Consider the following 26,627-nt stretch of genomic DNA (forward strand, 5'->3'; position numbering starts at 1 on the left):
GCCCCGCGGCGCCGCTACGCTCGGTGCCCATGGAGTTCGACCTGCATCCCGATCTCGAACCGCTGAAGTTCCTTCTGGGCACCTGGGAGGGCGCCGGTGTGGGCGGCTATCCCACGATCGAGAACTTCAACTTCGGCCAGGAGATCACCTTCGGCCACAACGGCAAGCCGTTCCTGATCTACTCCAGCCGCTCCTGGCTGATCGAGCCGGACGGCACGCTCGGCCGGCCGCTGGCGACCGAGACGGGCTACTGGCGCCCGCGGCCGGACCACCGGGTCGAGGTGACGCTGGCGCACCCGACGGGCATCGTCGAGATCTACGTCGGGAACGTCGCGTTCAGCCGGGTCGAGCTCCACACCGATGTCGTCGCGCGCACCGAGTCGGCGAAGGAGGTCACCGGAGGCCACCGCCTGTACGGCCTGATCGGCGAGGACCTCGGCTGGGCGTACGACATGGCGGCGGTGGGGAACAAGCTCCAGTCGCACCTGTCCGCGCAGCTCAAGCGCGTCGCCTGATCGTCCCTGGACATGAACGATCCCCGGACCTTCCCCGCGTGGGCGGGGCGTGGACGGGACTGGTCCACGGGTCCGGGGATCGGGTGCCTGCCTGGTATTCGCCGGTCGCCGTCGCGACCGGTGGCCATGGCCCGGAGGCGCATGGTGCCGAGGCGGGACGGCGACTAGCGGACAGCCACCTCGCGAGTCCCAAAATCGATCATTTCGTGGACCACCTCCTTTCGCGCGTACCTCGCAAGCTATGCGACGGCGACGCGATGCGGCAAGCGAGTTAACGGCGATCTCGTCCGGCATAGACTCGGGGCATGGTCGAGTCGTGGCAGGAGGAGCTGCGGGCTAGGGGATACCGGGTGACCCCGCAGCGCCAGCTGGTGCTGGAGGCCGTCACGAACCTGGAGCACGCGACGCCCGAGGAGATCTGCACCGAGGTGCAGCGGACCGCGCGTGGCGTCAACATCTCCACCGTCTACCGGACGCTGGAGCTCCTGGAGGAACTGGGCCTCGTCAAGCACGCGCATCTGGGGCACGGCCCGCCGAACTACCATCTGGCCGCCGAGGCGGAGCACATCCACCTGGTGTGCCGGGGCTGCCATACCGTCGAGGACGTCGATCCGGAGGCGGCGATGGGGCTCGCGCGGGTGCTGGAGCGCGACGCCGGGTTCGAGACGGACGTGCACCACCTCACCGTCTACGGGCGGTGCAAGAACTGCCGCGGCGAATAGTCTGGGGCCATGAAGAGCCCGCTGCTGGAGTCGCCCGGAGCCGTCGCCGCCGATCGTCCCGACGAGGAGGTCGCGGCGCACTACGGGGAGCCTTCGCAGGAGCAACGGGCACTGGCGGCGGGGACGGCGTTCGTCGACCGGGGCAACCGGGGCGTCGTCAGGATCGCCGGCCCGGACCGGCTGAAGTGGCTGCACAGCCTGCTCAGCCAGAGCTTCGAGGGCCTCGCGCCGTTCGCGCCGACGGAGGCGCTGCTGCTCAGCCCCAAGGGCCACATCGAGAACCACCTGTTCGTGATCGACGACGGCGAGGCCGTGTGGGCGCACGTGGAGCCCGGCGCCGCGTCCGGTCTGGTGGCGTTCCTCGACTCGATGCGGTTCATGCTGCGGGTCGAGGTCCAGGACGTGTCGGACGAGTACGCCGTCGTCACCGGGCCCGGGGCGGAGGGCCTCGGCTGGCCCGACGCGGAGGGCACCTTCACGCGCGTCGTGCCGAGGGGCGGGTTCCCCGACCTGCGTCCGGCGGGGCTGTGGGCCTACGAGGCGCTGCGGATCGCGGCGCACCGGCCCCGTTTCGGCCTCGACACCGACCACCGGACGATCCCGCACGAGGTCGGGCTCGTGGAGACGGCCGTCCACCTGAACAAGGGCTGCTACCGGGGGCAGGAGACGGTCGCGCGCGTCCACAACCTGGGGCGCCCGCCGCGCCGGCTGGTGTTCCTGCACCTGGACGGCAGCGTCGACCGGCTGCCCGCGCACGGCGACCCGGTCGAGATCCCCGGCGGACGGGCCGTCGGCACCGTCGGGACGGCGGCGCGGCACCATGAGCTGGGGCCGATCGCGCTGGCGCTGGTGAAGCGGAACACGCCGGTGGACGCGGAGCTCCTCGCGGGCGGGGTCGCCGCCGCGCAGGAGGTCGTCGTGTCGCCGGAAACGGGCGCCAACGCGCAGATCGACCTGCGGAGGCGTCCCGCGGCCCGGTAGGGAAGCGGAGAAATCCGGCGAAAGTCGGCCCCGGCAAGGTAGATTTCCACCGATGGTCGCGAACCCCCAGGAACCGCCAGCCCCCCGGCGCGGGACGCGGCGCCGCCCCCGGCGCGAGTCGCCGCTCGTGTGGTGGGGCGTGTTCGCGGTCGTCGGCGTGGCGGCCGTCCTCCTGTGGTCGTGGCGGATCGCGCTGCTCGGCCTGCTGCTCTGGTGCCTGTACGAGTTCGTCCTGGTCCCGACGATCTGCCGGGTCATGACGCGGCAGGGCTACGCGTGCCGCGAACCCGTCCGGGGCCGCCTGTTCGCCTGCGGGGAGCGGCACCAGCGCGTGAAGTCGGACGCGCTGTGGCGCCTCGCCGGCCTCCGCAACCCGTTCCGCCCGAAGGGCCGGGACGCCGACGGCCGGGCGCACCGCGACACCGGCGTCGTCGTCTTCTCGCCGTCCGTGCGGGGGCGTCTCGCGCAGGCCGACCGCATGCTGATCCTCCTGGCGTCCGCCGGGACGCTCGTCGCCCTGGCCGGGATGGTCTACGGGCTGGCGTGACTCACAGGTCCACGACGAGGGTGATCGGCCCGTCGTTGACCAGCGACACCTGCATGTCCGCCCCGAAGCGGCCCGTCTCGACCTTCGCCCCGAGGGCGCGGAGCTCGTCCACGACCGCGTCGACCAGGGGTTCGGCGACGGGGCCGGGCGCCGCGGCGGTCCACGTCGGGCGCCGCCCCTTGCGGGCGTCGCCGTAGAGGGTGAACTGGCTGATCACGAGGAGCGGCGCGTTCACGTCCGAGCATGATCTCTCGTCGTGCAGGACGCGCAGCCCCCAGAGCTTCGCGGCCATCCGCTTCGCCTTCGCCGCGTCGTCGTCATGGGTCACGCCCACGAGGACCATGAGGCCCGGCTCCTCGATCGCACCCACGACACGGCCCTCGACGGACACGCTCGCCCTGCTCACCCTCTGGACTACAGCACGCATGACCATGCATTCTGCCGCTTATGGGAGCAACGACGCTCATCACGGTGGCGCCCACGGGCGCGGAGTCCGCCAAGGCGGATGTCCCGGCCCTGCCCGTCACCCTGGATGAACTTGTACAGACCGCCAAGGAATGCGAGGCGGCCGGTGCCGCCATCGTCCACGTGCACATCCGCGACGACGACGCGCGGCCCACGCTCGACCCGTCCCGCCTCAGGGACACGGTGCGGGCGCTGCGGGAGGGCACGGGACTGATCGTCCAGCTGTCCACGGGGGGTGCGGTCACCGACCCCTACGAGGACCGCCTCCGCGTCCTGGACGCGGAGCCCGACATGTGCTCCCTCACCTGCGGGACGGTCAACTTCGGCGACGACGTGTTCATGAACCCGTGGCCGTTCATGGTGGAGCTGTACGAGCGGACCCGGGAACTGGAGATCGTCCCCGAGTTCGAGCTGTTCGACCTGGGCCAGATCGCGGCCCTGCACCGCCTCCTGGACAAGCACGGCCTTCCCTACGGCGGGCATGTCCACTGCGACCTGGTGATGGGCGTCCCGGGCGCCATGCCGGGCGACGCCCGCACCCTGGTCGCGGCCGTGGAGGCCCTCCCGGAAGGCGCCACCTGGTCGGCGACGGGTGTGGGCCGCACGTCCCTCCCCGTGATGTTCGCCGCCCTCTCGGCGGGCGGCCACCTGCGCGTCGGCATGGAGGACACGGTGACGTTCGCCAAGGGCCGTCCGGTGAAGGCGAACGCCGAACTGGTGGAGCGCGCCGCGCAGGCGGCCGCCCTGGCCCAGCGCCCCCCGATGCCGATCGCGGAAGCCCGCGCTCTGCTGGGGACGAAGCCCCGCTAGCCAAAGCGGCGGGCCGGCACGTCATCCACAGGTCGAGTACCCGGTTCTCGCTGGTGAGCCGGGTACTCGACCATGGAGGCAGCGGGTCCGTCCCGGTCGGGAGGGGCGCTTTTTCGTGGGGGGCTGTAGTGATCAATCCTGTGCTGGTCGAGGTCGAGCGGTCCGGGTTGGTGGAGTCGCGGCACCGGGGGGCCGCCGTCGGGCTGGCGGCGGACGGGTGTGTCGCGGTGCGGGCCGGGACGCCGGAGGCGGCGATCTTCCCCAGGTCGGCGAACAAGCCGATCCAGGCCGTCGCGATGCTGCGGAGCGGCCTCGAGCTGGACGGCGAGCTCCTCGCGCTCGCGGCGGGCAGCCATTCGGGCGAGGCGTTCCATGTGGAGGGCACCGAGAAGATCCTCGCGGGCGCGGGGCTCGGCGAGAGCGATCTGCGGTGCCCGGCGCAGTGGCCGGTCGACCCGGAGGTCGCGCAGGAGGTCGCGCGGTCCGGGGGCGCTCCCTCGCGGCTGCGGATGAACTGCTCGGGCAAGCACGCCGCGATGCTCGCGACCTGCGTCATCGCCGGGTGGCCGACCGGGGGCTACCTGGACGCCGCGCATCCGCTGCAGGTGGCCGTCCGGGCGGCCGTGGAGGAGCTGGCCGGGGAGCCGGTCGTGGCCGTGGGCGTGGACGGGTGCGGCGCGCCGCTGTTCGCGGTGTCGACGCTCGGTGTGGCGCGCGCGTTCCGGGCGCTGGTGCTGGCGGGGGAGGGGACGCCGGAACGCCGCGTCGCCGACGCCATGCGGACGCATCCGCAGTGGACGTCGGGGACTCGGCGCGAGGAGCGGCTGCTGATGGACGCCGTGCCCGGCCTGCTGGTCAAGTGCGGTGCCGAGGGCGTGGACGCGTTCGCCTACGCCGACGGCCGGGCCGGCGCCGTCAAGATCGACGACGGCGCGATGCGGGCACGGACCCCGATCACGGTGGCGCTGGCGCGGGCGCTCGGGATCCCGGGCGCGGACGAACTCGACTCCCTCGCGACCGTGGAACTGCACGGCGGCGAAGGAGTCGTGGGCGCCGTCCGCGTGGCGCCGGGCGTGCTCTAACCGGGGATCTTCGGCTCCCGGCCGGGCTGCGGGTTGTCCTTGCGGAACTCCGCCGGCTGCAGGAGGCGGTCCGGCGGGTAGCTGTGCGAGTACATGCCGGGCGTGTACGTGTAGTAGCCGCCCTGCTCCATGCCGCGGTAGTTGAACTGGTCGTTGCGGCGTTCGGGGTGAACCTTCCGCGACGACGCCTGGAGTGTGAGGGTCAGCCAGCTCACCAGGGCCACGGTGGCGAGCACCGGGATGAGGAACAGCCCGATGGTGGCGCCGGTGGGCGCCGTTTCCGCCAGGACGGTCGCGAGCATCCGATCCACTTCCCTCCGATCGCGGACGAACCCGTCGGCCCGTCTATGCCCGAAGAAGGATGGTTCGCCCGGGTCAGGGAGTGTTCTTTGCCGGTTCTTGAGGCGCGGGGACGGCCACCGTGCGGTTCTGCCCCGCCGCCATGCCGGGGATCGCCAGGGCGGCGCTCAGCAGCAGCATCGCGATGGTCGGAACGGTCCAGCCGCCGGTGGCGTCGTACAGCGCGCCGACGGCGAGGGGGCCCAGCGCCGCGATCACGTAGCCGACGCCCTGCGACATCCCCGACAGCTGCGCCGCCACGTCCGCGTCGTGGGCGCGCAACCCGATGAACGCCAGCGCGACCGCGAAGCCCAGGCCCTGCCCGAACCCGAGGACGACCGTCCAGATCCAGATCGAGCCCAGCGGAGCCCAGGTGACGCCCGCGAAGCCCACCATGGTGAGGACGACCGACGCGATCACCAGGGGCCGCTGGTCGCGCACGCGCCGTTCCAGAGCCGGGACGGAGAGGGCGCCCACCGCCTGCAGCAGCGCCGACACGCCGAGGACGTACCCGGACGTGGCGTCGTCCATCCCGCGGTCCTGGCAGAGGGTCGGCAGCCAGCCGAACACGACGTAGGCGAGCATGGACTGGACGCCCATGAACAGGGTGACGTGCCAGGCGAGCCCGGACCTCCAGACCGCCCCGGCGACCCGCCGGCCGGGGGGCGGGGTGCCGCCCCGCAACGCCCTCGGCAGCCAGCACAGCGCGGCGACGGCGGCGGGGATCGCGAGGAGCCCCAGCGGCAGCCGCCACGAGGAGCCCGTGATGTCCTCGATCGGCACGACGACCGCGGACGTGACGGACGCGCCCGCCGTGACCGCGACCGTGTAGACGGCCGTCACCGTCGTGATCGACTCGGGATGGTCCCGCTTGATGATCGCGGGGACCGCGATGTTGCCGACGCTGATCGCGGCGCCCGCGACGAGGGAGCCCGCGAACAGCCAGAACGGCGCGTCCAGCAGGCGGAGCAGGATTCCGGCGGCGAGCAGCGCCATCGCCGCGACCAGCAGCGCCTCGCTGCGCGGGGCGCGCGGCAGGAACGGCGCGAGCAGCCCGTACGCGCCGAAGAACACGAGCGGCAGGGTGGTCAGCGCCCCGGCCGCCGCGCCGGACAGCCGAAAGTCGTCCTGGATCTCCGTCAGCAGCGGCCCGACGCCCGTGATCGCCGGGCGCAGGTTGACGGCGATGAGGACGATCAGCAGCAGCGCGCCGGCACCGCGCCGGCCGATCAAGCTGTCACCAGCGAAAACGGCACCGAACCTCCCGAGTCAGAACCACATGGTAGGGCGCCGCGCGGGATGGCCGGGATGAGACAACGCCCGCCGGGCCGGGGTGGGGGGTCGCACTGGACGAACCCGGCGGGCGTCGCGCCTCAGCCGGGATCGCGGCCGTCCGTGCCGTGGCCCTCCGTGCGGTGGCTCGGGGCCTCGGGGGCCGGGTCGCGCCGGTTGCGCTGGGACGGGCTGCCGCGCACGACGCCGCCCATGACGTCGCCGCGATGGGCGAGCCCGTCATCCTTCGCCCCGGGCCGGACGCGCCGCCGGGACGCGGCGATCGTCATTCCGATCCACAGGACGAGGGCGAGGAAGACGGCGATCGGGCCGATGATCCAGAGGTAGACGTCGCCGGTCGGCGAGCTCTCCGCCGCAACGGCGGCCGTCACGGATGCGATCACTGGCATGGGAGTCCACCTCCTGCTGGACCCTCTACCCACCGTCCGGTTTTCAACCACCCGGAGAGGGGGCCCTACATGCCGCGGGACTGGGAGATCGAACCGGATGTGGTGAGGGTGAAGACCCGCATCGACTCGGCGAACTTCGACAGGTCCCATTCGGCGGGGCCCTCGTACCAGTAGAGGTTGTCGGCGCCCTCGGCCCGCTCCCCGGCGTCCTCGACGACGGCCGCCCAGGTCGGGACGGTGTCGAACACGACGGCGTACGGGAGGAACCGGGAGAACAGGGCGATCCGCTGCTGCGAGGGGAGATCGGCGTCCGCGCCGTCGAGGGAGCCGCGCTCGAGGTAGGCGCGGAACCCGATGGTGTGCGCGAGGACGGTGGCGCCGCGGGCGGTCTTCGCCGGCATGAACTGGCCGCCATAGGCCAGCGCCGCGCCCGCGATGATCACGGCGAGGCCGGCCAGCGCGACATCGGTGGTGAGGGCGAGCGCGACGGTGCCGGCGACCCCGAGGACGGTCAGCACGATGCCGGTGATCGTCCAGCGGGACCGGACGGTGTCGGGACGCCGGGCGAACCAGCCCTGCGCGACCACGTCGTCGTACATCGCGGAGCGGACCTTGGCGAGTTGCGTCGCGAACGTACCGCCGAGCGCGGACAGCTTGACCGCGTCGCGGGCCGTGCCGTCGGGGGAGGTGAACAGCGCGTCGCGGAGCAGCCGCTCGTAGGGCAGGAGGTCGTCGACGGGACGGTCCAGGCGGCGCAGCGTCCAGTCGAGGCGGCCGGTGACGGCGCGGTCGTCCTCCTCGATCAGCAGGTAGCCGCGGACGGCGAGGTCGACGATCGTGGCGGTGACGTCGATGACGTCGGCCTGCTCGTCGATCAGCGTGCCGATCTGGCCGGGCCGGACGCCGTCCGGCGGCTCGAACTCGCTGCCGGCGAGGGGCGCGTGGTCGCCCTCGGCGGCCTTCTTCCCGACGATCCGGGCGTCGCGTCCGCGCAGCAGGTACAGGGCGAGGAGGCCGCCGCCGAGCAGCACCAGGACGCCGAGCAGCGCGCCCGCGGTGACGGCGTTGACGGAGAACGCGGTCGCGACGGTGTGCCGGCGCTCGTGCAGCGCCTTGCCGCCGGTCGTCCCGGCGGGCAGGCCCGCGACGACGGTGAGGTACTCGCCGGGCAGCATCTTGCGCTGGCTGTACACGCCCTGCGTCCGGGTGTGGTTCATGTAGTACTGCGTGCAGCCGATGGTGCTCTCCAGCGGCCCGGAGAAGCAGTTGACGTGCCGGATCGCCGTGCCCGCCGCGACGGTCGCGCGCGCCTCGTCGACCGGGACGTCCCAGCCGCCCGCGGCGGCCCAGCGCAGCTCCTCCAGCGTCCCCATCGGGGCGATCGCGCCGCGCAGGTCGTACTCCAGGACGACCGTGCGCTGCCCGTTCAGCGCCCCGTCCCCGGAGACCCTGACGGTGGTGCGGACGCCCTCGGTCGAGGTCGAGACGCGGGTGGGGCCGCCGTCCGGGCTGCTCGCCCGCACGTTCTCGATCTTGTAGACGCGGTCCTCGGTGACGCTCTCGTGGACGCGCGCGACGTAGGTCCGGGCGAGGCTCTTCCCGCCGTCGAACCGGTAGACGACGGTCTCCTTGACCCGGGTCACGCCGCCCCGGCCGGTGGTCAGCACCACGTCGTCCTTGATGACCCGCCCGGAGGCCGCCCCGACGGCGCGGTCCGCTGCGGCGGGTCCGTGCGCGGGGGCCCCGGCGGCGGCCGGAGCGGCGGCGGCCAGAGGGAGGAAGGCGACGGACGCCACGGTCAGCAAGCGACACATCGCCGCAAGAGCAGACATGGGCGCAAATCGTAGCGGGAACGCGTGGCATGATCCTGCGCTATGGCAGGTCATCACCCACCGCCGGCTCCGGCGCCGCAGTACGGCCGGCCTGCCCCCGGGCCGCCGCCGGGGCCGCCGTACCGGTACACGCCGCCGCGCCGCCCGCCGCGCCGCCCGCCGCGCCGCTCGGCCGGGGGCGCGGCCGCGGCCGTGATCGGCGGGCTGGCCTCGCTGGTCGTCGTGGTCGCGGTGGGTTTCGCCGCGTTCGCGAGCGACGGTGCCATCGGCCTGCGGACGGGCGGGGCGCGGGCGGCGGAGACGGCCGACCGCGCGGCCGCCACCGACAGCAGGCTGTACGCGACCGGCCCGCTGACGCCGGTGGGCTGCCGCGTCCCGCCGATCTCGGACGGATCGGCGTCGATGCGGCGTTTCATGGACGTTCTCAGCGACTGCCTCGACAGCTCGTGGCGGCGGCAGTTCGGCAAGGCGGACCTGGCGTTCGAGCCGCCCGAGCGCGTGTTCTGGGACGCGCCGGGCCGCAGCCCCTGCGGGACGTATCCGAACCCGGGCGCGTCGGCGTTCTACTGCCCGGCCAACAACTCGATCTATGTGGGGGCCGGCCACATCGTGGAGACGTCCGGGCGCGAGCCGCTGGAGAACTTCGCGGTGTTCGCCCGGGTGATCGCGCACGAGTACGGCCACCACGTCCAGGAGCGGTCGGGGATCCTGGCGTACGGGCACCGGCTGATGGAGACCTCCGACGCCGCGGCCCGGACGGAGGCGAGCCGCCGCATCGAACTGCAGGCGCAGTGCTTCGCGGGCGCGTTCCTCGGCGCGGAGCGGGCCACCCTCCCGATGACCCGCGCCCAGTACGCCGCCATGATCGTGGACGTGCGCGGCAGGGGCGACGAGCGGCTCCCGCCCGACCAGCGCGACCACGGCTCGGGGCGCACCTACGCCGGCTGGGTGGGCACGGGGTTCTCGGGCCGGCGGCTGGCCGTCTGCAACACCTGGACGGTCCCGTCCGCCGACGTCGACTAGCCGCGGTTAAAGGCGTCCGCAATGCCGCGCGCCGGCTTGACGGCACCGCGCACATGGCTCCTGACCTGGGTATTCACCATCTGTGAGCGGTGTCACGGCCAAGTGCTAGCAAGCGTGCTTGCAATTGCAAGCACCATGACGCAGGGTGGAGACATGGCAAGTTCGAAGGTCGGCTCGATCGGGGAGTACATCCGGGAGCAGCGGACGCGGGCGAAGATCTCGCTCCGCCAGCTCGCGGACGTCTCGGGCATCTCCAACCCGTATCTGAGCCAGATCGAGCGAGGGCTGCGCAAGCCGAGCGCCGAGATCCTGCAGCAGATCGCCAAGGGTCTGCGGATCTCCGCCGAGGCGCTGTACGTGCAGGCCGGGATCCTCGAGGAACGCGAGGCCGACACCGATGTGCAGGCCGCGCTCCGCGCCGATCTCGTCCTGACCGAGCGCCAGAAGCAGGTGATGCTCGACATCTACGCGTCGTTCCTCAAGGAGAACGAGGCCATCGGCGTGCCCGGTCCCGGGCACGCGGCTCCGGAAGAGGACGGAAGGGAAGAGGTCGGATGACGCTGGCCAGCACGCTCCGCGAGAACAAGGCCGTCTACGCCGTGGCCGGCGCCGGCGACTTCGCGGTCGAGAAGCTCCGCGAGGTCCCCGAGCAGGTCGGCAAGGCCCGTGAGACGGCGACGAAGTACCAGGGCGAGGTCCGCGAGACCGTCGACCGGTACCGGGTCCAGGTCCGCGAGGCCGTGGACCGCTACCGCGGCGAGGTCCGCGAGAACCTCGACAAGGTGCAGGACCGGGTGGACACCAAGGACCTGCCGGGCGCGGCCGTCGCGTACGTCACGCACGTCGGCACCCGCACCGTCGAGTTCATCGACGAGCTCGCCGAGCGCGGCCGGAAGGTCGTGCACCGCGAGGCCGAGGAGATCGCCGAGATCACCGAGGCGAACAAGGAGATCACCCAGGCGAAGCCCGCCGCCAAGGCGCGGACCGCGCAGCGCAAGCCCGCTGCGAAGAAGACCGACGCCTGAGCGACGGATCGGCGCGAGCGGGCCCGGCCGGGAACCCCCGGCCGGGCCCGCTCGTCCTTCCCCTGACCTGTCCGCGCTGAATACCCTGGACAGGGCGCATAAGGTTGGGGCAGCGATCCGTGAGCGACGTGGAGTCGCCGTCCGAGACAGGCAGGAGTGCTGATCGCCGGTGGCGAGCTTCGGTGTGCTGGACTACTTCTTCTGGCTTCTTCTGGTCATCGCCTTCGCGATGGAGGCGTACGCGCTGTTCGACGCGCTGACCGTGCCCGAGAACGCGTACTCGGCGGCGGGCAAGCAGAGCAAGAAGCTCTGGATGATCATCCTGATCGTCGCGGTGGTGCTCGGCGCGGTGCACGCGATCGCGCCGTTCGCGCTCGGGGCGTCGCCGATCATGCTGCTGCTCGGCATCCTGCCGGTCGCCGCGTTCATCGGGGCGGCGGTCTACCTGGCCGACGTCCGCCCCGCCGTCGCCCCGTACAAGAAGCGCGGCGGCGGCCGCGGCGGCAAGTCGAACATGGGGCCCTACGGCCCCTGGTGACCGCCGCCCGCCGGGGTCGGAGCCGCCGGGGTCGGGGCCGTCGAGGTGACCTTCGTCCGGCCGAGGACCGGCCGCGCCAGGCCGAGGTCGCGCAGGTCGGCGACCAGGCGGTCGGCGATGTAGCGGTTGCCCGCCGGGTTCGGATGGGTGCCGTCCCTGCGGATGTACCGCACCGCGTTCCCCGTCCGCTTCCGGACGTTCCCGGTGATCCACCGCTCGGCCAGCGGGTCGATGAACGGGATCCCGAGCTCGGCCGCGACGATCCGGAGCTCGTCCCGGACGCGCAGCGACTTCGGCCCGGGGTCGCCGCCCCACATGGGGCCGATCAGCAGCAGCTGCGCCTTCGGCCAGCGCTGGTGGGCCCGCGTGAGCAGCGTCCGCGCGTTCCGCCCGGCGAGCCGCGGCGCGTACCAGACGTCGTTGTGGCCGCCGGAGAACACGACCATGTCGGGGGTCGGCCGCCAGGCGAGCTGCTCGTCGAACAGCATGCCGAAGTTCCTGCGGGTGAGGCCCGTCCCGACGAACCCGGTGCCGGCGTGCCCGGCGAGGACGATCTGCCAGCCGAGCGTCCGGGCGGCCTCGGCGGCGTAGGCGCGCTCCGGGGTGATGCCGCGGATGCCCATCGTGTAGCTGTCGCCGAGGAAGAACACCACGGGCGCGCGGTGGACGGGCTCGGCGAGGGCGGTGCCGCGGCCGCCCGTGCGGTACGGCGCCGCGGAGCCGACGCAGAACCCGACCGTGAGCAGGACGGCGAGACCGGAGACGGCGAGTCGTGAGCGGGGCAAGGGGGCGGGGCCTCTCTCGGATCCAGGGGAGGCGAACAGGGCGGCGGGATCCGAGGGCGGTGACCTCGGCCGGACGGCATATTAGCCGGTCACGGGCCACTTCGGGGCGAATCCGGCGGCTCTAGGCGTCCGGCGTGCGGCGCAGCGCCTCGACCGACCCGAGGCCGTTCTCGACGATCGTGAGGGCCCGGTCGAGGGCCACCCGCATCGAGCGGGGCTCGTACCCGTTCCGGCGGCAGTGCACGATGACGGCCTGCATGCCGCCGACCGCGATGCCGGACGCGGCGACGGCGTCGATCTCGTCGAGGCCGGGGCACAGCTCGCGCAGCAGCTCCTCGATGGTCTGCTGGGTGTCGGTCATCCGCTGGAGCGCGCGCGCCTGGAGGCCGGGCCGCTCCAGGATCAGGCCGACCTGGACGGCGCTGTACGCGCCGTGCTCGCTGACGATCGCCTCCAGGACGGCGACGACGCTGTGCCGGATCGTCTCCAGCGGCGGCTCGTCCGCCGGGCGGTGCGCGAGGCGGTCGGCGACCTCGGCGAGCCGGTCGTCGATCTCGGCGAAGACGACGTCCTCCTTGCTGGGGAAGTAGCTGAAGAACGTGCGGGGGGACACCTCGGCCGCGGCCGCGATGTCGGCGATCGTCGTCTCCTCGTAGCCGCGCTCGGCGAACAGGCGCAGGGCGGCGCCGGCGATCGCGCGCCGGGTGCGCTCCTTCTTCCGCTCGCGCAGGCCCTGCTCCGGCGGAGCGCTCGCGGGCTCGGCGTGATGCATGTCACTCATTTTACCACGGCTGCAATTTTGCATCTATTGCAATTCTGCACGGCTGCATGTTGTCCTGGTGCCATGGCCCGATTCCTCGACGCGCTGGGACGGTTCTGCGTGCGGCGGCGGCGCGCGGTCTTCGAGGTCTGGGCCGTGCTGATGCTGGCCACCGGTGTCCTCGGGATGACCCACGGCGGCATGTTCGTCCAGCAGGGCACGCTCCCGGGCACCGAGACCCAGCGCGCCATCGACACGCTGAGCGCCGACTTCCCCGCGATGACCGGCCCGACCGCGACGATCGTCTTCCACGAGACGCCGGACGCCTCGCCCGGCGACTGGCGGGTCGCCCTCGCCATCGGGAAGGCGATCGACAACGTCTCAAGGCTCGACCGCGTCGCGTTCACCGAGAACCCCTACGCGCCGGGCCTGGGCGGTCTGAAGAGCGACGACGCCGTCGTCGTCCGGCTCAACTTCGTCGGGACGATGGGCGATGTCAGCGCCGCCGACCTCGACGCGCTGGAAGAGGCCGTGGAGCCCGCGCGGATGGCGGGCGTGGACGTGAAGTTCGGCGGCATCGTCGCGATGATCGTCAACCAGCCGAAGGGCGGGCCGCAGGAGGGCCTCGGGATCCTGCTCGCGCTCATCGTCCTGCTGCTCGCGTTCGGCTCCTACCTCGCGGCGGGGATCCCGATCCTGGTGTCGCTGTGCGGGATGGTGGTCGCCTACTCGCTGATCCACTTCTCGGCGTCGCTGTTCGAGCTGGCGCCGACCGCGCCGATGGTCGCCGCCATGCTCGGGATCGGCGCCGGCATCGACTACGCGCTGTTCGTCGTGACCCGGTACCGGCAGCAGCTCGCCGACGGCGACGACGTCGAGACGGCGGTCGGGCGGGCCATGGCGCACTCCGGCCACGCCGTCGTGTTCGCGGGCGGGACGGTCGTGTTCGCGATCTGCGGGCTGTTCCTGTCCGGCATCGCGTTCATCGGCCGGATCGGGTTCGCCGCCGCCCTCGCCGTCGCGATCATGGTGGTGGCGTCGCTGACGCTGCTGCCGGCCGTGCTCGGCGCGCTCGGCGACCGCATCGACAGGTACCGGCTGCCGCGCGTCCGGCCGGACCGCGGTTCCGAGCGGTGGACGTCCTGGGGACGGCATGTCGACCGGCACGCCTGGCCCTACGCGATCGTCGCGACACTGGTGCTGCTGGCCCTCGCGATCCCGACGCTGAGCCTGCGGTTCGGCGTGATGGCCGACAGCATGTCGTCGCCCAAAATGGAGGCGCGGCAGGCGTACGACATCGTCGCGGAGGAGTTCGGGCCGGGCCACTACAGCCCGTTCGTGGTGGTCGCGAAGGTGCCCGGCCAGGAGAGGGCGCCGCGGCCGCAGGTGCCGGTGGTCAAGGGGCGGGCGGGCCTCGGCGGCCTGACCGGCCCGGTCGGGCCCGCTCCCGCCCCCGCGCCCGCGCCGCCGGTGAAGGGCGCCCCGGACCTCGCGAAGAAGCCCGACAAGCGCGCTGTGCTGCTCGCGCAGGAGCTGAAGCAGCGGATCGCCGAGACGCCCGGCGTGGTGTTCGTCGGCGAGCCCGTCGTCACCGGGACGACCGCGACCCTGCGGGTGATCCCGGACGGCGCCCCGCACACCCAGGCGACGACCGACCTGGTGCACCGGCTGCGCGGCACCGAGATCCCCGCCGTCCGGGACGCCCATCCCGGCGCGGTCGTCCACCTCGGCGGCGAGAACCCCGCCATCATCGACATCGCGGACACGGTCGGCGAGCGGATGCCCGTCGTGGTCGTCGCGGTCGTCGGGGTCGCGCTGATCCTGCTCGTCATCGCGTTCCGGTCGATCGTCGTGCCGATCAAGGCCGCGCTGATGAACCTGCTGTCGATCGCCGCGTCGTTCGGGGTGGTCACCGCGGTGTTCCAGTGGGGCTGGGGCGTGCAGCTGTTCGGTGTGGACCAGGCGATCCCGATCATGTCGTTCATCCCGTTGTTCATGTTCGCCCTGATCTTCGGGCTGTCCATGGACTACGAGGTGTTCCTGCTGTCGCGGATCCGCGAGGAGTACGACCGGACGGGCGATCCGCACGGCAGCGTGGTGACCGGCATCGGGGCCACCGCCCGGCTCATCACCTCCGCCGCGCTCATCATGATCTTCGTGTTCGCCAGCTTCGTGCCGCAGCCGGACCCGACGGTGAAGATGATGGCGCTCGGCCTCGCGGTCGCGGTCGCGCTGGACGCGACGATCGTGCGGCTGGTGCTCGTCCCGGCGCTGATGAGCCTGCTCGGCCACGCGAACTGGTGGTGGCCCGGCAGGGGCCGCCCGCCGGAGCCGCCGGAGCCGCCGCCGTCCCCCCGGCCGGTCGCGGAGCAGCTGGAGCTCGAACCGGTTCCGTAGGGGACGGCGGGGCGGTCAGCGGCCCGTGTCGGCCGCCGTGCCGGCGGGCCGCCCCGGGCCGCGCTGGAACAGCACGTACAGCCAGGCCAGCGACGGGACGAGGATCAGCGCCCCCGCCCCGAGCGCGACGAACACGACGTCGAGCGCGGCGGGGTGGGCCGCCGCCGCGTCCAGGTCGAGCCCGGCCATGTCCGCGGCGCCCCACAGCACCGACGCCACGGCGAGCCCGGCCGTCACCCGCACCGACAGGTACGCGCGGCGGATCAGCAGGGCGAGCGACAGCGCGCCCGACGCCGCCGACAGCAGGATCAGCGGCGACCGGACGCCCAGCGCCGCCGCGCCGGGCAGCGCGAGCAGCCCGACGGCCGCGCCCGAGATGAGCGCGTAGCCCCGGAACCGCAGCGAGGCGGTCGTGTCGCCGAGCCGCCGCGCGTCCCAGATCAGGTAGACGGCGGCGAGGTAGGCGCACAGCGCGGTGGTGAGCACGCCCCCGTAGGTCCCGGCGGCGCTCAGCCAGGACGATCCGCCGGTCGCGACGACGGTCGCGACCGATCCGAGGCAGTACGGCGTCAGGACGGACGAGACGCCGAACAGCCACGGGTACCAGCGCTGGTCCGGGTCGGCCTTGGCGAACACGAACGTGCTGCCGCGCGCCACGATGCCGAGGACGGCGAGGGACAGCGGCACCCAGTGCGCGGACATCACGTCCGCGAAGACCGGCGGGAACGCCGTCCAGGTCATGACCACCACGAAGATCAGCCAGACGTGGTTGGCCTCCCACAGCGGCCCCATCGCGTGCTCGATGACCTCCTGGTCGCGGCGGCGCCGCGAGACCAGGTGCCACAGGCCGGCGCCGAAGTCGGCGCCGCCGAACAGCAGGTAGGCGGACAGCCCGGTGAGGATCAGCCCGAGGGCGACGTCGGCGTGGGTCATGACGCGGCTCCGGTCTTCTCGGGGGACGGCTCGGGCGCGGGCGCGTCCGGGACCGCGGGCTCGTACTCGTGCCGCATCCGGCGCAGGACGCTGACGGTCGCGAACGCCAGGAACGCGTAGACGACGAGGACGACGTAGAGGCCGAAGCGCAGGCCGGGCTCAGGGCTGACGGCCTCCTCGGTGCGCATGACGCCGTAGACGATCCAGGGCTGCCGGCCGACCTCCGTGACGGTCCAGCCCGCCTCCATCGCGATGACGGCCGCGGCGCCGGAGAGCGCGGCGGCCCTCAGGAACCAGGGGTGCCACGGCAGCCCGGCCCGCGCGGCGCGGCGGCGGCGCAGGTACCAGGCCAGGCCCCACCAGGCGGCGAGGGCCAGCAGCAGCACGCCGAGCACGATCATCAGCTCGAACGCGACCCGCACGACCTCGGCGGGCGGCCGCTCGCCGGCCGGGACGGAGTCCATCCCGCGCAGCGTCGCGTGCGCGTCGTACCGCAGCATCAGCGACAGCGCGTTCGGGATCTCGAAGACCGCGAACTTGAACGGCTGGCCCGCCCGCGTGTGCTCGATGCCCTCCATCGCCGCGAACTTCGCGGGCTGGCTGTCGGCGACGAACCGGACGGCGAAGTCCCCGACGAGGACCTGCAGCGGCGCGCAGACGGCGCCGAGCGAGAACGGGATCGCGAACCCGAGCCGGTTGTAGCGGTCGTCCCGTCCGGCCCTGCGGTCGCGGAGCAACCCGACCGCGTAGACGGACGCGACGAGGAACCCGCAGACCATCAGGGACGCGAGGATCAGGTGCGCCGCCTGGACGGGCGTCGCCGGGTTGAACATCGCGGCCAGCGGGTCGACGTCCGTCACCTCCCCATCGACCAGCTTGAACCCGCGCGGCTGGTTCATCCACGAGTTCACCGTGAGGACGAACGTCGCCGACATCAGGCCCGCGACCACGATCGGGACGCCGACGATGAAGTGGGCGCGCGGCGTCAGCCGGTCCCAGCCGTACAGGTAGACGCCCATGAAGATCGCCTCGATGAAGAAGGCGATCCCCTCCAGCGCGAACGCGGCGCCGAAGACCTGCCCGTAGGTGTCCATGAAGCCGGGCCAGAGGGTGCCCATCTCGAACGACAGGACGGTCCCGGAGACCGCGCCGACGGCGAACAGCACGCCGGCGGCCTTCATCCAGCGCCGGGCCAGTTCGGCGTAGACGGGGTCGCCGGTGCGCAGGGACCGCCATTCGGCGAGCAGCGTGAGGGCGGGCAGCCCGATGCCGATCGAGGCGAAGACGATGTGGAACCCGAGGGTGAACGCCATCTGCTGGCGTGCGGCCATGAAGTCGGCCGGGGACGCGGCTCCGCCCCCGTCGAGGGCGCCGGTGAGTAACGCGACGGTGCTCATACGACAGACCGTAGTACTACACATCGTAGTACTTAAGTGGGTAGTACTACCCGCCGTGGTGACATCGCTCTCAGTCGGATAATCTGGCCTGCGTGAAGGGTCTCGGAGAGCTTGAACGCACGGTCATGGAGGTTCTGTGGGCGCGGGAGGACGCCGGCTCCGGCGCGGCCACCGCACGCGACGTCAGCCGTGCCCTGGCCGGTGACCGGGACCTCGCGCACACCACCGTCATGACCGTCCTCGACCGGCTCGCCAAGAAGGGCTTCCTCGACCGCGAGCGCGACGGCCGCGCCTGGCGCTACCGCCCCGTCGAGAGCCGCGAGGGGTACATCGCCGAGCTGATGCTCGGCGCCCTCAACGAGACCGGCGACCGGGACGCGGCGCTGGTCCACTTCGTCCGTTCCGTGTCCAGCGACGAGATCGACGTCCTGCGGCAGGCGCTCGACGGCGTCACGGGCAAGGAACCGCCCGCATGATGGGCGCCGCCCTGCTCGCGGTGCTCTCCCTGGGTTCCGTCGGCGGGGCGCACCTGCTGTCCGCGGCCCGGTGGACGTGGCGGGCGCCGCGCATCGGCATCGCGCTCTGGCAGGCCCTCGGCCTCTGCTGGGGGCTGTCCACCATCGGCGCGCTGCTCGGCGCCGCCATGCTCCCCTACGGCCGGGGCGTCGCGGGCGGCCTGGCGGGCCTGCCCGGCGACGGCGCCGCCCGGCTGGGCGTCGTGAACCTCGCCGCGCTGCTCGCCGCCGTCACCCTCACGGCGGTGCTGCTCGTGATGCTGGCGTACGCGGTCGTCCGGGTCGTCGGCGCGCGCCGCCGGCACCGCGCGCTGCTCGCCCTCGTGTCGCGCCGTGACGCCGCCGTCCCCGGCACCCTCGTCGTCGACCACCCGGGCGCCGCCGCGTACTGCGTGCCGGGCGTCCGCTCGTCCAAGGTCGTCGTCAGCAAGGGCACCCTCGATCTGCTCGACAGCGGCGAGCTGGCGGCCGTCCTCGCGCACGAGCGCGCGCACGCCCGCGAGCGGCACGACCTGGTGCTGCTGCCGTTCGCGTCGCTGCGGCACGTGTTCCCCCAGTTCGGCCTGGTCGGGCGATGTCTGGACGCGGTGGAACTGCTGATCGAGATGGCGGCGGACGACCGTGCCCGGCACGGACGCCCGCCGCGCGAACTCGCGACCGCCCTACTGCGCTTCGCCGCCGCTCGTCCCGGCCCCGCTCCGCGCGGCGCCCTCGGTGTCGCCAACACCCCGGACATCCCGGTCATGGCCCGCGTCAACCGGCTCCTCGAGCCCGAGTCGCTGCCCCGCGCGACCCGCGCCGCCGCCGCGGCGGCCGTCCCGGTCGTCGCCGGGCTTCCCCTGCTGCTGCTCGTCATGCCGCACTGAGTCGTCCTCACCCCGTACCGGGTCGTCTTGCGGCCGGGCCGAGCGGGGGAGCAGGAGGGCGACGAGGAAGGCGGCGGCCAGCAGCCCCGCCGACGCCGTGAACGCCAGCTGGTATCCGCCGGTCAGCGCGGCGGCCTGGTCCCGGCCGTCCGCGACCAGGTGCTCGGTGCGGGACGCGGCGAGCGTCGCCAGCGCCGCGACCCCGAGCGCCATCCCGATCTGCTGCGTGGTGTTGAAGAGACCGGACGCGAGGCCGGCGTCGTCCTCGCGCGCCCCGGACATGCCGAGGCCCGTCAGCGCGGGCAGGACGAGCCCGCCGCCCGCGATCAGCACCATCACCGGCAGCAGGTCGGTCGCGTAGTCGGCCCGGACCGGGACGCGGGCCAGCCACCCCATCGCCGCGACCAGCAGGACGAGGCCCGCGAGCAGCACCGCCCGCTCCCCGAACCGGCGGCTCAGCCGCGCCGACGCCAGCAGCGACACCGCGCCGATCGACACGGCCGCCGGGAGCATCGCGAGGCCGGTCTCCAGCGCCCCGTACCCGAGGACCCGCTGCATGTAGAGCGCCACGAGGACCTGGAAGGCGAACATTCCCGCGACCGTGAGGATCTGCGCGACGTTCGCGCCCGCCACCGTCCGCGACCGCAGCACCCGCAGCGGCATCAGCGGGTCCGCCGCCGTCGCCTGCCGGACGAGGAACCCGGCGAGCAGCAGCGCCGCCACGCCGCCGAGGGCGAGGGTGCGGCCGGCGAGGAGGCCGTGCCGCTCGATCCCCACGACCGCGGAGATGCCGAGCATCAGGCCGGACGTGACGAGCAGCGCGCCCAGCACGTCCGCGCCGGACGCCAGGCCGGCGCCCGTGTCGCGCGGCAGCGCCGGCAGCGCGAGGGCGATGACCGCCACTCCGATCGGCACGTTGATGAAGAAGATCCAGTGCCAGCTCAGCACGTCGGTGAGGACCCCGCCGAGCACCTGCCCGAGCGACGCCCCGACGGCCCCGGTGAAGGCGAACACGCCGATGGCCCGCGTCCGCTCGGCGGGGTCGGTGAACAGCGTGACCAGGATGCCGAGGATGACGGCGGAGGCCATCGCGCTGCCCACGCCCTGGAGGAACCGCGCGGTGATCAGCGTGCCGGGACCGGTCGCGACGGCCGCGAGCAGGGACGCGGCCGTGAACACCGCGTTGCCGGCGAGGAACATCGCCCTGCGGCCGATCAGGTCGCCGAGCCGCCCGGCGAGCAGCAGCAGGCCGCCGAACGCGATCAGGTAGGCGTTCACGACCCAGCTGAGCCCGGCGGGTGAGAAGCCGAGGTCGCGCTGCATGGCGGGCATCGCGACGGTGACGATCGAGCCGTCCAGGATCGTCATGAGGGCGGCGGAGGACAGCACGCCCAGGGCGGCGCCGCGCGATTGGAAGAGGGAACGCATCGTCGGTCTCCTGTCCGAGGGGGAACAGGAGAGACGCTAGCAGATAGTTTTGTTAGAGACGATCTCTCACGGGCCTAACTTTGGCGCTCGCGCGGCCGGCGCACCGGGCGCGGGCTCTCCGCCGGGACCGACAGGTGGCCGCCGACCAGGCGGCTCAGGGCGCGGAGCAGGATTTCCCTCTCGTCCGCGGGGAGCGCGTCGAGCGCCGCGCGGTGCACGGCGTCCACGATCTCCTGGCTGCGGTGCGCGACCTTCGCGCCCTTCTCGGTGACCGCGATGATCCGCGCCCGCCGGTCCGTCGCGGAAGGGCGGCGCTCCGCGAGGCCGGCCGTCTCGAGCGCGTCCACGGTCACGACCATCGTCGTCTTGTCCATGTCGCCGATCTCGGCGAGCTGGATCTGGGTGCGCTCCTCCTCCATCGCGTGGACGAGGACGCAGTGCATGCGCGGTGTCAGGCCGATCTCCGCGAGCGCCGCCGTCATCTGCGAGCGCAGCACGAGCCCGGTGTGGTCGAGGAGGAACGACAGGTCGGGCGCGTTGCGCGAGGGGGCCATGGCGGTCATGCCGTCCACGCTACCAACCGATCCCGTGACGGATAATCCGCCGACAGCCGATCGTCGCGGGGGTAGTCTGGCGCCATGCAGACCGTATGCCGCAGCTGGCGGCCGTCCTAGGACGGCCGACCCCGACATGCCCCGGGCCGTCCACTGGACGGCCCTCTCCTCTTCCCCGTGGAGGCCGTCCGCAGGCCCCCGACCAGGAAGAGAGAACCGTGGAGACCCTCGAAGACCGCGTGCTGGCCGACCCGTCCGCGTTCCGGATCATGACCGGCGACCGGCCCACCGGCCCCCTCCATCTCGGCCACTACTTCGGCACCCTCGCCAACCGCGTCCGGCTCCAGGACGCGGGCGTCGAGCTGTTCGTCCTGATCGCCGACTACCAGGTCCTCACCGACCGGGACGTGGCCGACCACCTCGGCGAGCACGTCGAGAACCTCGTGGCCGACCACCTCGCCGCCGGCGTGGACCCGTCGCGGGCCACGATCTACCGGCACAGCGCCGTCCCGGCCCTGAACCAGCTGATGCTGCCGTTCCTGTCGCTGGTCTCCGTGGCCGAGCTCCAGCGCAACCCCACGGTGAAGGAGGAGATCGCCGCGTCCGGCCGCGCCACCGTGAGCGGGCTGATGTTCACCTATCCCGTGCACCAGGCCGCCGACATCCTGTTCTGCAAGGCGAACCTCGTCCCGGTCGGCAGGGACCAGCTCCCGCACCAGGAGATCGCCCGGCTGGTCGCGCGGCGCTTCAACGAGCGGTACGGGCCGCTGTTCCCCGTCCCGGACGCCCTGCTCTCGTCCGCGCCGCTGCTGCTCGGCACCGACGGGCGCAAGATGAGCAAGAGCCGCGGCAACGCGATCGCCCTGTCCGGGACGCCGGACGAGACCGCCCGTCTGATCAGGCGGGCGGTCACGGACTCCGACCGGCACATCGCCTACGACCCCGACGGCCGCCCCGAGGTCTCCAACCTCGTGCTCCTGGCCGCCCTCTGCCAGGGGCGCGACCCGCACGAGGTCGCCGCGGAGATCGGCGACGGCGGCTCCGCCGCGCTGAAGCGCGTCGTCACGGAGTCGGTGAACGAGTTCCTGCGTCCGATCCGGGCGCGCCGGGCGGAGCTGATCGACGACCGCGCCCATCTCCGCCGAGTCCTGGAGGAGGGGAACGCGCGCGCGAACGCGATCGCGGATGAGACCCTGGACGAGGTGCGCGCCGCGATGGGAGCCCTGTAGAACGGAATTCTTCGTTCCGCTATGATGGTGTCCATGGAGACGACGAGGGCGCCGATGAGCGGCCGGAAGGCGCAGGCGGCGCGCAACGACGAGCTGATCCGGGAGGCGGCGCGGGCCGTGTTCACCGCCGACCCGGGGGCGCCGATCTCCGCGGTCGCGGAGCACGCGGGCGTCGGGATCAGCGCCCTCTACCGCCGCTACAAGAGCAAGGAGGACCTCCTCCAGAAGCTCGCCGCGGACGGCATGGACCGCTACCTCGCCGAGGTGGAGGCCGCGCTCGCCGACGACGCGGCCCCGTGGGCGGCGTTCGCCGGGTTCATGCGCCGCTGCCTCGACATCGGCGCCGGGTCGCTGACCATGAGGCTCGCCGGGAGCTTCGAGGTCACCGAGGACATGAGCCGCAAGGGCCGCGAGATCCACGCAGCCACGCAGCGGCTCCTGGACCGGACCAAGGAGGCCGGCGCCCTCCGCCCGGAGATCGAGGTCGGGGACATCAGCGTCCTGCTGGAGCATCTGCACACGATCCGGATCGGCGACGACGAGCGCATGAACCGCTTGCAGCACCGCTACCTCGCCCTGATGCTGGACGCGCTCCACCTGACCGGTGCCGAGGAACTGCCCGGCCCTGCCCCCACCTGGCAGGAGCTGCGCGGCCGCTACGACGGCTGACCCGCCCCCCGAGAACTTGGAGGATCATGACGGCCGACCGGCTGACCCTTCGCGAGCTGAACCGCGCCTACCTTGACCGGCAGCTCCTGCTGGAACGGCACGCGATGCCCGCCCTGGACGCGATCGAGCATCTCGTCGGCATGCAGTCGCAGGCTCCCAACCCGCCGTACATCGGGCTGTGGAGCCGGCTGGCGGACTTCGCCTTCGACGAGGTCGCCGGGCTGATGCGCGAGCGGCGCGCGCTGCGGATCGTCCTGATGCGCGGCACGCTGCACCTGGTCAGCGCGCGGGACGCGCACGGCATCCGGCCGCTGACCCAGGTCATCCTCGACCGGTACCTGGAGAGCCCGCGCGGCCGGGCGCTGGACGGCGTCGACCTCCCGGCCGTCGCCGCCCACGCCCGCGCCCACCTGGAGGAGGCGCCGCGTTCCGACAAGGAGCTGCGGGAGATCCTCGCCGAGCGGTGGCCCGGCACGGACGCCGCCGAGCTCAACTGGGGGGTGCGGTGCATGCTGCCCCTCGTGCAGGTGCCCCCGCGCGGCATCTGGGGCGCGTCGGGAACGGCCCGCCACACGACGCTGGAGGCGTGGCTCGGCACCGGTCCGGGCTTCACCGTGGACGAGCTCGTCCTGCGCTACCTCGCGGCGTTCGGCCCGGCCTCCGTGCGGGACGCGCAGCACTGGTCGGGCCTCACCCGGCTCGGCGAGGTCGTCGAGCGGCTCGCCCCGCGGCTCCGCGCCTTCCGGGACGAGAACGGGCGCACCCTCTACGACCTGCCCGATGCCCCGCGTCCCGGCGCCGCCGCGCCCGCGCCCGTCCGGTTCGTCCCGGACTTCGACAACCTCCTGCTGTCGCACGCCGACCGGGCCCGGATCATCACCGAGGAGCACCGCAAGCGGGTCTTCACCGTGAACGGGATCATCCGCGCGACGTTCCTCGTGGACGGGTTCGTCCACGGCATGTGGAAGATCGAGAAGAGGCGCGGCGAGGCCGTCCTGCGGCTCGACCCGTTCGCGCCCCTTCCGCCCGGGGCGCGCGACGACCTGGAGGCGGAGGGCCTGCGCCTGCTCGCCGCCGCGCACCCGGAGGCGAAGACGCACGCGGTCACCTTCGCCGACTAGCGCTCCCCGGGGTGCTCATCCCTCGCCGGGGGCGGTGCTCATCCCTCGCCGGGGGCGGTGCTCATCCCTCGCCGGGGGCGCAGGGCGCCCGGCGGTCGGGGTCGAGCGATTCCAGCAGGGAGTGGAGCGTGTCGCGGAAGGCGAGCATCCGCTCCCGGTCGATCGGGTCGAACAGGTGGCGCCTGACCTCGGCGACGTGGCCGGGCGCCGCCTCCGCCAGGGCGGCGTACCCGGCGTCGGTCAGCTCGGCGATCGTCGTGCGGCGGTCGGTCTCGTGCCTGGCGCGGCGGACCCAGCCGGCCTCCTCCAGCCGGTTGACGGCGTGCGACAGCCGGCTCGGGGACGAGTGGACGATCGCGGCGAGCTCGGTCATCGTGAGCCGGCGGTCCGGCGCCTCCGACAGCATCGCCAGGATCATGTAGTAGGCGTGCGGCATCCCGGAGTCGCGCTGGAGCTGCCGGTCCAGGGCCTCGCCGAGCAGGCGCGACGTCCACAGGAAGGCGCGCCAGGTCTCCTGCTCGTCGTCGTCCAGCCAGCGGGTCTCGGTCATGCTTCCAGCCTACCTGGTCATTTGAACGCTCAAGTCTTGAAAGTTCAAGTTTGAACGGTTATTCTTGAACTCTCAACTATTAGGGACAGGAGCCCGCCATGACCAGCCCGATGCCCGTTCTGTACCTCAGCCACGGCGCCCCGCCGCTCGCCGACGACACCACCTGGACCGCCGAACTGGCCCGCTGGTCCGCCGGGCTGCCCAGGCCCGAGGCCGTCCTCATGGTGTCGGCGCACTGGGAGGCGGCGCCGCTCAGCATCGGCGCGACCCGGCGGGTTCCGCTCGTCTACGACTTCTGGGGCTTCCCCGAGCGCTACTACCAGGTGACCTATGACGCGCCCGGCGCGCCCGACCTGGCGGCGGACGTCCGGAAGCTGATCCCCGACGTGCGGGAGGACGAGACCCGCGGCCTCGACCACGGCGCCTACGTTCCGCTCAAGGAGATGTACCCCGACGCGGACGTGCCCGTCCTGCAGATGTCGATGCCGACCCTGGAACCGGAGAAGCTGTTCGACCTCGGGCGGCGCCTGGCCCCGCTGCGCGACCGGGGCGTGCTGATCATCGGGAGCGGGTTCACCACCCACAACCTGCGGGAGATGCGGCCCGGCGCGGACGCCGACCCGCCCGCCTGGTCGGTCGAGTTCGACGCGTGGGCCGACCGCGCCGTCCGGACCGGCGACATCGACGGGCTCCTCGACTTCCGCGCCAAGGCCCCCGCCGCCCGCATCGCGCACCCGCGCACCGAGCACTTCGCGCCGCTGTTCATGGCGCTCGGCGCCGCCGCCGAGACGACCCGCCGCTCGGTGATCGACGGGTTCTGGTTCGGGCTGGCGAAGCGCTCGTTCCAGTTCGGCTGAGCCGGGCCGGAATTGTCACGTTCCCGGAGAGGTGCGGGCGATCAGCCCATCTCGGCGAAGCCCGCCCGCCACGACGGCACCTTCGGCTTCCAGCCCAGCCCGAGCGCCTTCGCGTTCGACACCGGACGTCCCGTCGCCGCAGCGTGCCGGGCCGTGCCGGGGCTCGGCGCGCCGAGCCCCGCGCTGAACACCGGCAGCCACTCCGCCGTCGTGGCGGGCTCGTCGTCCACGATGTTCACCGGGCCGGACGGCCAGTCGAGCGCCGCCAGCGCGGCCGCCGCCGCGTCGTCGACGTGCACGAACGACGTCCACGCCGGGGTGAGGCGCAGGCTGCCCGCCTTGGCCCGCAACGCGATCGCGCCGTCGGGGGCGTACCACGTGTCCGGGCCGTACAGGGCGCCGTAGCGCAGCACCACCGCGTCCGGCAGTTCGGCGACGGCGCTCTCCAGCGCCGCGATCCCCTCGTAGGGGGGCAGGGACGGGTCGAGGGCGTCGGTCTCGACCGCCGGGGAGTCGCCCGCCTCGTACAGCCACGCGATGCTCTGGGCGATCATTTTCTCGACGCCCGCGGCCTTGGCGGCGTCCACCAGGTTGCGGGTGCCCTCCACACGCAGCCGGGAGTTGGCGGCGAAGTCCTCATCGCTGAGGTCGGTCAGCTGGTGGATCACCGCGTCGGGCGCCGCCGCCTCGACCGCCGCGCGGACGGCGTCGGCGTCCAGGACGTCCAGGACCAGCGGTTCCCCGCCCAGGTCGGCGATCATCCGGGAGCGCTCCGTGCGGCGCGTCGTCCCGGTCACGTCATGGCCGGCCTGGACGAGCAGCGGGAGCAGCCGGCGCCCGACGACTCCGGTCGCACCGGCGAGCAGGATCTTCAAGGGGGTTACCTCCGCGACTTCACGCCGTTGTGGTCGTCTCGCCTCCGTCCGCCACGAGGGTACCGCCGACGGGCGACCGGGTGCGTTTCGCCTGGCCCGAGTGGGATAATTCTGCCGCAAACCGGACGCG

29 protein-coding genes and 1 pseudogene are annotated in these 26,627 nt (G+C 72.9%); 17 read left to right on the forward strand and 13 right to left on the reverse strand.

Features of this window, described 5'->3' with window-relative positions; all coding sequences use genetic code 11:
* Positions 1–29 precede the first annotated feature (29 nt).
* The 4 genes from IE99_RS0123590 to IE99_RS0123605 all read left to right on the forward strand — a co-directional run bounded on the left by IE99_RS0123590 (position 30) and on the right by IE99_RS0123605 (position 2,765).
* Positions 30–515 carry a heme-binding beta-barrel domain-containing protein gene (locus IE99_RS0123590; RefSeq protein WP_030174951.1) on the forward strand — a complete coding sequence of 162 codons (486 nt, stop codon included), beginning with the start codon at positions 30–32 and terminating at the stop codon, positions 513–515.
* 305 nt (positions 516–820) lie between these two features.
* Positions 821–1,237, forward strand: coding sequence for a Fur family transcriptional regulator (locus IE99_RS0123595; protein ID WP_030174955.1), 417 nt, complete (start codon positions 821–823; stop codon positions 1,235–1,237).
* A 9-nt stretch (positions 1,238–1,246) separates the two neighbouring features.
* On the forward strand, positions 1,247–2,218 hold the full coding sequence (gene ygfZ, locus IE99_RS0123600) for a CAF17-like 4Fe-4S cluster assembly/insertion protein YgfZ (protein ID WP_030174958.1): 972 nt from the start codon (positions 1,247–1,249) through the stop codon (positions 2,216–2,218).
* A gap of 52 nt (positions 2,219–2,270) precedes the next feature.
* The gene (locus tag IE99_RS0123605; protein ID WP_030174962.1) at positions 2,271–2,765 is read left to right on the forward strand and encodes a hypothetical protein; all 495 of its coding nucleotides are present in this window, start codon (positions 2,271–2,273) and stop codon (positions 2,763–2,765) included.
* Between the two features lies 1 nt (position 2,766).
* Here the strand turns inward: IE99_RS0123605 and dtd are convergent, their stop codons facing one another.
* Positions 2,767–3,192, reverse strand: a complete 426-nt coding sequence (gene dtd / locus IE99_RS0123610; protein ID WP_030174965.1) for a D-aminoacyl-tRNA deacylase — start codon at positions 3,190–3,192, stop codon at positions 2,767–2,769.
* Positions 3,193–3,212: 20 nt separating this feature from the next.
* Between dtd and IE99_RS0123615 the strand changes: the two genes are divergently transcribed.
* Positions 3,213–4,040, forward strand: coding sequence for a beta-keto acid cleavage family enzyme (locus IE99_RS0123615; RefSeq protein WP_030174967.1), 828 nt, complete (start codon positions 3,213–3,215; stop codon positions 4,038–4,040).
* A 128-nt stretch (positions 4,041–4,168) separates the two neighbouring features.
* Positions 4,169–5,122 (forward strand): asparaginase, encoded by a 954-nt coding sequence (locus IE99_RS0123620; protein WP_030174970.1) that lies wholly within the window; start codon positions 4,169–4,171, stop codon positions 5,120–5,122.
* Here IE99_RS0123620 and IE99_RS0123625 read toward each other — a convergent pair.
* From IE99_RS0123625 to IE99_RS0123640, 4 genes are all read right to left on the reverse strand, one after another.
* Positions 5,119–5,424, reverse strand: a complete 306-nt coding sequence (locus tag IE99_RS0123625; RefSeq protein ID WP_030174973.1) for a hypothetical protein — start codon at positions 5,422–5,424, stop codon at positions 5,119–5,121. The genes IE99_RS0123620 and IE99_RS0123625 overlap by 4 nt on opposite strands.
* A 73-nt stretch (positions 5,425–5,497) precedes the next feature.
* On the reverse strand, positions 5,498–6,694 hold the full coding sequence (locus tag IE99_RS0123630) for a CynX/NimT family MFS transporter (protein ID WP_245623319.1): 1,197 nt from the start codon (positions 6,692–6,694) through the stop codon (positions 5,498–5,500).
* A gap of 140 nt (positions 6,695–6,834) precedes the next feature.
* A complete protein-coding gene (locus IE99_RS0123635; RefSeq protein ID WP_157610461.1) occupies positions 6,835–7,143 on the reverse strand; it encodes a hypothetical protein in 309 nt (102 codons plus the stop codon).
* 65 nt (positions 7,144–7,208) lie between these two features.
* Positions 7,209–8,975, reverse strand: a complete 1,767-nt coding sequence (locus tag IE99_RS0123640; protein WP_030174981.1) for a DUF2207 domain-containing protein — start codon at positions 8,973–8,975, stop codon at positions 7,209–7,211.
* A gap of 42 nt (positions 8,976–9,017) precedes the next feature.
* On the opposite strand from IE99_RS0123640, the gene IE99_RS0123645 reads away from it, so the two are divergent.
* The 4 genes from IE99_RS0123645 to IE99_RS0123660 all read left to right on the forward strand — a co-directional run bounded on the left by IE99_RS0123645 (position 9,018) and on the right by IE99_RS0123660 (position 11,561).
* The gene (locus tag IE99_RS0123645; RefSeq protein ID WP_030174984.1) at positions 9,018–9,998 is read left to right on the forward strand and encodes a neutral zinc metallopeptidase; all 981 of its coding nucleotides are present in this window, start codon (positions 9,018–9,020) and stop codon (positions 9,996–9,998) included.
* Positions 9,999–10,151: 153 nt separating this feature from the next.
* The gene (locus IE99_RS0123650) at positions 10,152–10,556 is read left to right on the forward strand and encodes a helix-turn-helix domain-containing protein (RefSeq protein WP_030174987.1); all 405 of its coding nucleotides are present in this window, start codon (positions 10,152–10,154) and stop codon (positions 10,554–10,556) included.
* A complete protein-coding gene (locus tag IE99_RS0123655; RefSeq protein WP_030174990.1) occupies positions 10,553–11,023 on the forward strand; it encodes a hypothetical protein in 471 nt (156 codons plus the stop codon). Before IE99_RS0123650 ends, IE99_RS0123655 begins: the two co-directional genes overlap by 4 nt.
* Before the next feature lie 169 nt (positions 11,024–11,192).
* Entirely contained in the window at positions 11,193–11,561 is a 369-nt protein-coding gene (locus IE99_RS0123660; protein ID WP_245623320.1) for a DUF2516 family protein, read from the forward strand.
* Here the strand turns inward: IE99_RS0123660 and IE99_RS30655 are convergent.
* Positions 11,546–12,346: an SGNH/GDSL hydrolase family protein gene (locus tag IE99_RS30655; protein WP_051713112.1), complete on the reverse strand. Its 801-nt coding sequence runs from the start codon at positions 12,344–12,346 to the stop codon at positions 11,546–11,548. The two genes, IE99_RS0123660 and IE99_RS30655, sit on opposite strands and share 16 nt — an antisense overlap.
* 121 nt (positions 12,347–12,467) lie before the next feature.
* Complete coding sequence (locus IE99_RS0123670; protein ID WP_030174998.1) at positions 12,468–13,118, reverse strand: TetR family transcriptional regulator; 651 nt, start codon at positions 13,116–13,118, stop codon at positions 12,468–12,470.
* A 72-nt stretch (positions 13,119–13,190) separates the two neighbouring features.
* Here IE99_RS0123670 and IE99_RS30660 point away from each other — a divergent pair, with 72 nt between their 5' ends.
* A complete protein-coding gene (locus IE99_RS30660) occupies positions 13,191–15,503 on the forward strand; it encodes an MMPL family transporter (protein WP_051713114.1) in 2,313 nt (770 codons plus the stop codon).
* Positions 15,504–15,518: 15 nt separating this feature from the next.
* Here the strand turns inward: IE99_RS30660 and IE99_RS0123680 are convergent, their stop codons facing one another.
* Positions 15,519–16,436, reverse strand: coding sequence for a cytochrome d ubiquinol oxidase subunit II (locus tag IE99_RS0123680; protein WP_030175004.1), 918 nt, complete (start codon positions 16,434–16,436; stop codon positions 15,519–15,521).
* Positions 16,433–17,833, reverse strand: a complete 1,401-nt coding sequence (locus IE99_RS0123685) for a cytochrome ubiquinol oxidase subunit I (RefSeq protein ID WP_245623321.1) — start codon at positions 17,831–17,833, stop codon at positions 16,433–16,435. Before IE99_RS0123685 ends, IE99_RS0123680 begins: the two co-directional genes overlap by 4 nt.
* 92 nt (positions 17,834–17,925) lie before the next feature.
* Here IE99_RS0123685 and IE99_RS0123690 point away from each other — a divergent pair, with 92 nt between their 5' ends.
* Both IE99_RS0123690 and IE99_RS0123695 read left to right on the forward strand, forming a co-directional pair.
* The gene (locus IE99_RS0123690; RefSeq protein ID WP_084219872.1) at positions 17,926–18,309 is read left to right on the forward strand and encodes a BlaI/MecI/CopY family transcriptional regulator; all 384 of its coding nucleotides are present in this window, start codon (positions 17,926–17,928) and stop codon (positions 18,307–18,309) included.
* Positions 18,306–19,214 (forward strand): M56 family metallopeptidase, encoded by a 909-nt coding sequence (locus tag IE99_RS0123695; RefSeq protein WP_084219873.1) that lies wholly within the window; start codon positions 18,306–18,308, stop codon positions 19,212–19,214. Before IE99_RS0123690 ends, IE99_RS0123695 begins: the two co-directional genes overlap by 4 nt.
* A gap of 213 nt (positions 19,215–19,427) precedes the next feature.
* On the opposite strand, the pseudogene IE99_RS0123700 reads toward IE99_RS0123695, so the two are convergent.
* Positions 19,428–20,642: pseudogene (locus IE99_RS0123700) on the reverse strand (MFS transporter); the annotation flags it as partial.
* A 74-nt stretch (positions 20,643–20,716) separates the two neighbouring features.
* Complete coding sequence (locus IE99_RS0123705) at positions 20,717–21,205, reverse strand: MarR family winged helix-turn-helix transcriptional regulator (protein WP_030175019.1); 489 nt, start codon at positions 21,203–21,205, stop codon at positions 20,717–20,719.
* 209 nt (positions 21,206–21,414) lie between these two features.
* Here IE99_RS0123705 and trpS point away from each other — a divergent pair, with 209 nt between their 5' ends.
* Genes trpS through IE99_RS0123720 form a run of 3 tightly spaced genes read left to right on the forward strand, consistent with a single transcriptional unit; the run spans position 21,415 to position 24,215 of the window.
* Positions 21,415–22,425, forward strand: coding sequence for a tryptophan--tRNA ligase (gene trpS / locus IE99_RS0123710; RefSeq protein ID WP_037559979.1), 1,011 nt, complete (start codon positions 21,415–21,417; stop codon positions 22,423–22,425).
* A 33-nt stretch (positions 22,426–22,458) separates the two neighbouring features.
* Entirely contained in the window at positions 22,459–23,094 is a 636-nt protein-coding gene (locus IE99_RS0123715) for a TetR/AcrR family transcriptional regulator (protein WP_030175025.1), read from the forward strand.
* Positions 23,095–23,120: 26 nt separating this feature from the next.
* Positions 23,121–24,215 (forward strand): winged helix DNA-binding domain-containing protein, encoded by a 1,095-nt coding sequence (locus IE99_RS0123720; protein WP_030175028.1) that lies wholly within the window; start codon positions 23,121–23,123, stop codon positions 24,213–24,215.
* Positions 24,216–24,276: 61 nt separating this feature from the next.
* Here IE99_RS0123720 and IE99_RS0123725 read toward each other — a convergent pair whose 3' ends face one another.
* Positions 24,277–24,765, reverse strand: a complete 489-nt coding sequence (locus IE99_RS0123725) for a MarR family winged helix-turn-helix transcriptional regulator (protein WP_030175030.1) — start codon at positions 24,763–24,765, stop codon at positions 24,277–24,279.
* A 98-nt stretch (positions 24,766–24,863) separates the two neighbouring features.
* Here IE99_RS0123725 and IE99_RS0123730 point away from each other — a divergent pair, with 98 nt between their 5' ends.
* Positions 24,864–25,622 (forward strand): DODA-type extradiol aromatic ring-opening family dioxygenase, encoded by a 759-nt coding sequence (locus IE99_RS0123730; RefSeq protein ID WP_030175033.1) that lies wholly within the window; start codon positions 24,864–24,866, stop codon positions 25,620–25,622.
* A 41-nt stretch (positions 25,623–25,663) separates the two neighbouring features.
* On the opposite strand, the gene IE99_RS0123735 is transcribed toward IE99_RS0123730, so the two are convergent.
* On the reverse strand, positions 25,664–26,497 hold the full coding sequence (locus tag IE99_RS0123735) for an NAD-dependent epimerase/dehydratase family protein (RefSeq protein ID WP_030175036.1): 834 nt from the start codon (positions 26,495–26,497) through the stop codon (positions 25,664–25,666).
* Positions 26,498–26,627: the final 130 nt, after the last annotated feature.

It is taken from the genome of Spirillospora albida, from assembly GCF_000718255.1.
GTDB lineage: Bacteria > Actinomycetota > Actinomycetes > Streptosporangiales > Streptosporangiaceae > Spirillospora > Spirillospora albida.

Coding starts and splice junctions, on each gene's coding strand:
- IE99_RS0123730 (WP_030175033.1), top strand. CDS start 24,864: ATGACCAGCCCGATGCCCGTTCTGTACCTCAGCCACGGCGCCCCGCCG.
- IE99_RS0123650 (WP_030174987.1), top strand. CDS start 10,152: ATGGCAAGTTCGAAGGTCGGCTCGATCGGGGAGTACATCCGGGAGCAG.
- IE99_RS0123705 (WP_030175019.1), bottom strand. CDS start 21,205: ATGACCGCCATGGCCCCCTCGCGCAACGCGCCCGACCTGTCGTTCCTC.
- ygfZ (WP_030174958.1), top strand. CDS start 1,247: ATGAAGAGCCCGCTGCTGGAGTCGCCCGGAGCCGTCGCCGCCGATCGT.
- dtd (WP_030174965.1), bottom strand. CDS start 3,192: ATGCGTGCTGTAGTCCAGAGGGTGAGCAGGGCGAGCGTGTCCGTCGAG.
- IE99_RS0123715 (WP_030175025.1), top strand. CDS start 22,459: ATGGAGACGACGAGGGCGCCGATGAGCGGCCGGAAGGCGCAGGCGGCG.
- IE99_RS0123640 (WP_030174981.1), bottom strand. CDS start 8,975: ATGTCTGCTCTTGCGGCGATGTGTCGCTTGCTGACCGTGGCGTCCGTC.
- IE99_RS0123595 (WP_030174955.1), top strand. CDS start 821: ATGGTCGAGTCGTGGCAGGAGGAGCTGCGGGCTAGGGGATACCGGGTG.
- IE99_RS0123695 (WP_084219873.1), top strand. CDS start 18,306: ATGATGGGCGCCGCCCTGCTCGCGGTGCTCTCCCTGGGTTCCGTCGGC.
- IE99_RS30660 (WP_051713114.1), top strand. CDS start 13,191: ATGGCCCGATTCCTCGACGCGCTGGGACGGTTCTGCGTGCGGCGGCGG.
- IE99_RS0123625 (WP_030174973.1), bottom strand. CDS start 5,424: ATGCTCGCGACCGTCCTGGCGGAAACGGCGCCCACCGGCGCCACCATC.
- IE99_RS0123685 (WP_245623321.1), bottom strand. CDS start 17,833: ATGAGCACCGTCGCGTTACTCACCGGCGCCCTCGACGGGGGCGGAGCC.
- IE99_RS0123635 (WP_157610461.1), bottom strand. CDS start 7,143: ATGCCAGTGATCGCATCCGTGACGGCCGCCGTTGCGGCGGAGAGCTCG.
- IE99_RS0123720 (WP_030175028.1), top strand. CDS start 23,121: ATGACGGCCGACCGGCTGACCCTTCGCGAGCTGAACCGCGCCTACCTT.
- IE99_RS0123645 (WP_030174984.1), top strand. CDS start 9,018: ATGGCAGGTCATCACCCACCGCCGGCTCCGGCGCCGCAGTACGGCCGG.
- IE99_RS0123590 (WP_030174951.1), top strand. CDS start 30: ATGGAGTTCGACCTGCATCCCGATCTCGAACCGCTGAAGTTCCTTCTG.
- IE99_RS0123670 (WP_030174998.1), bottom strand. CDS start 13,118: ATGCATCACGCCGAGCCCGCGAGCGCTCCGCCGGAGCAGGGCCTGCGC.
- IE99_RS0123680 (WP_030175004.1), bottom strand. CDS start 16,436: ATGACCCACGCCGACGTCGCCCTCGGGCTGATCCTCACCGGGCTGTCC.
- IE99_RS0123725 (WP_030175030.1), bottom strand. CDS start 24,765: ATGACCGAGACCCGCTGGCTGGACGACGACGAGCAGGAGACCTGGCGC.
- IE99_RS0123615 (WP_030174967.1), top strand. CDS start 3,213: ATGGGAGCAACGACGCTCATCACGGTGGCGCCCACGGGCGCGGAGTCC.
- IE99_RS0123605 (WP_030174962.1), top strand. CDS start 2,271: ATGGTCGCGAACCCCCAGGAACCGCCAGCCCCCCGGCGCGGGACGCGG.
- IE99_RS0123655 (WP_030174990.1), top strand. CDS start 10,553: ATGACGCTGGCCAGCACGCTCCGCGAGAACAAGGCCGTCTACGCCGTG.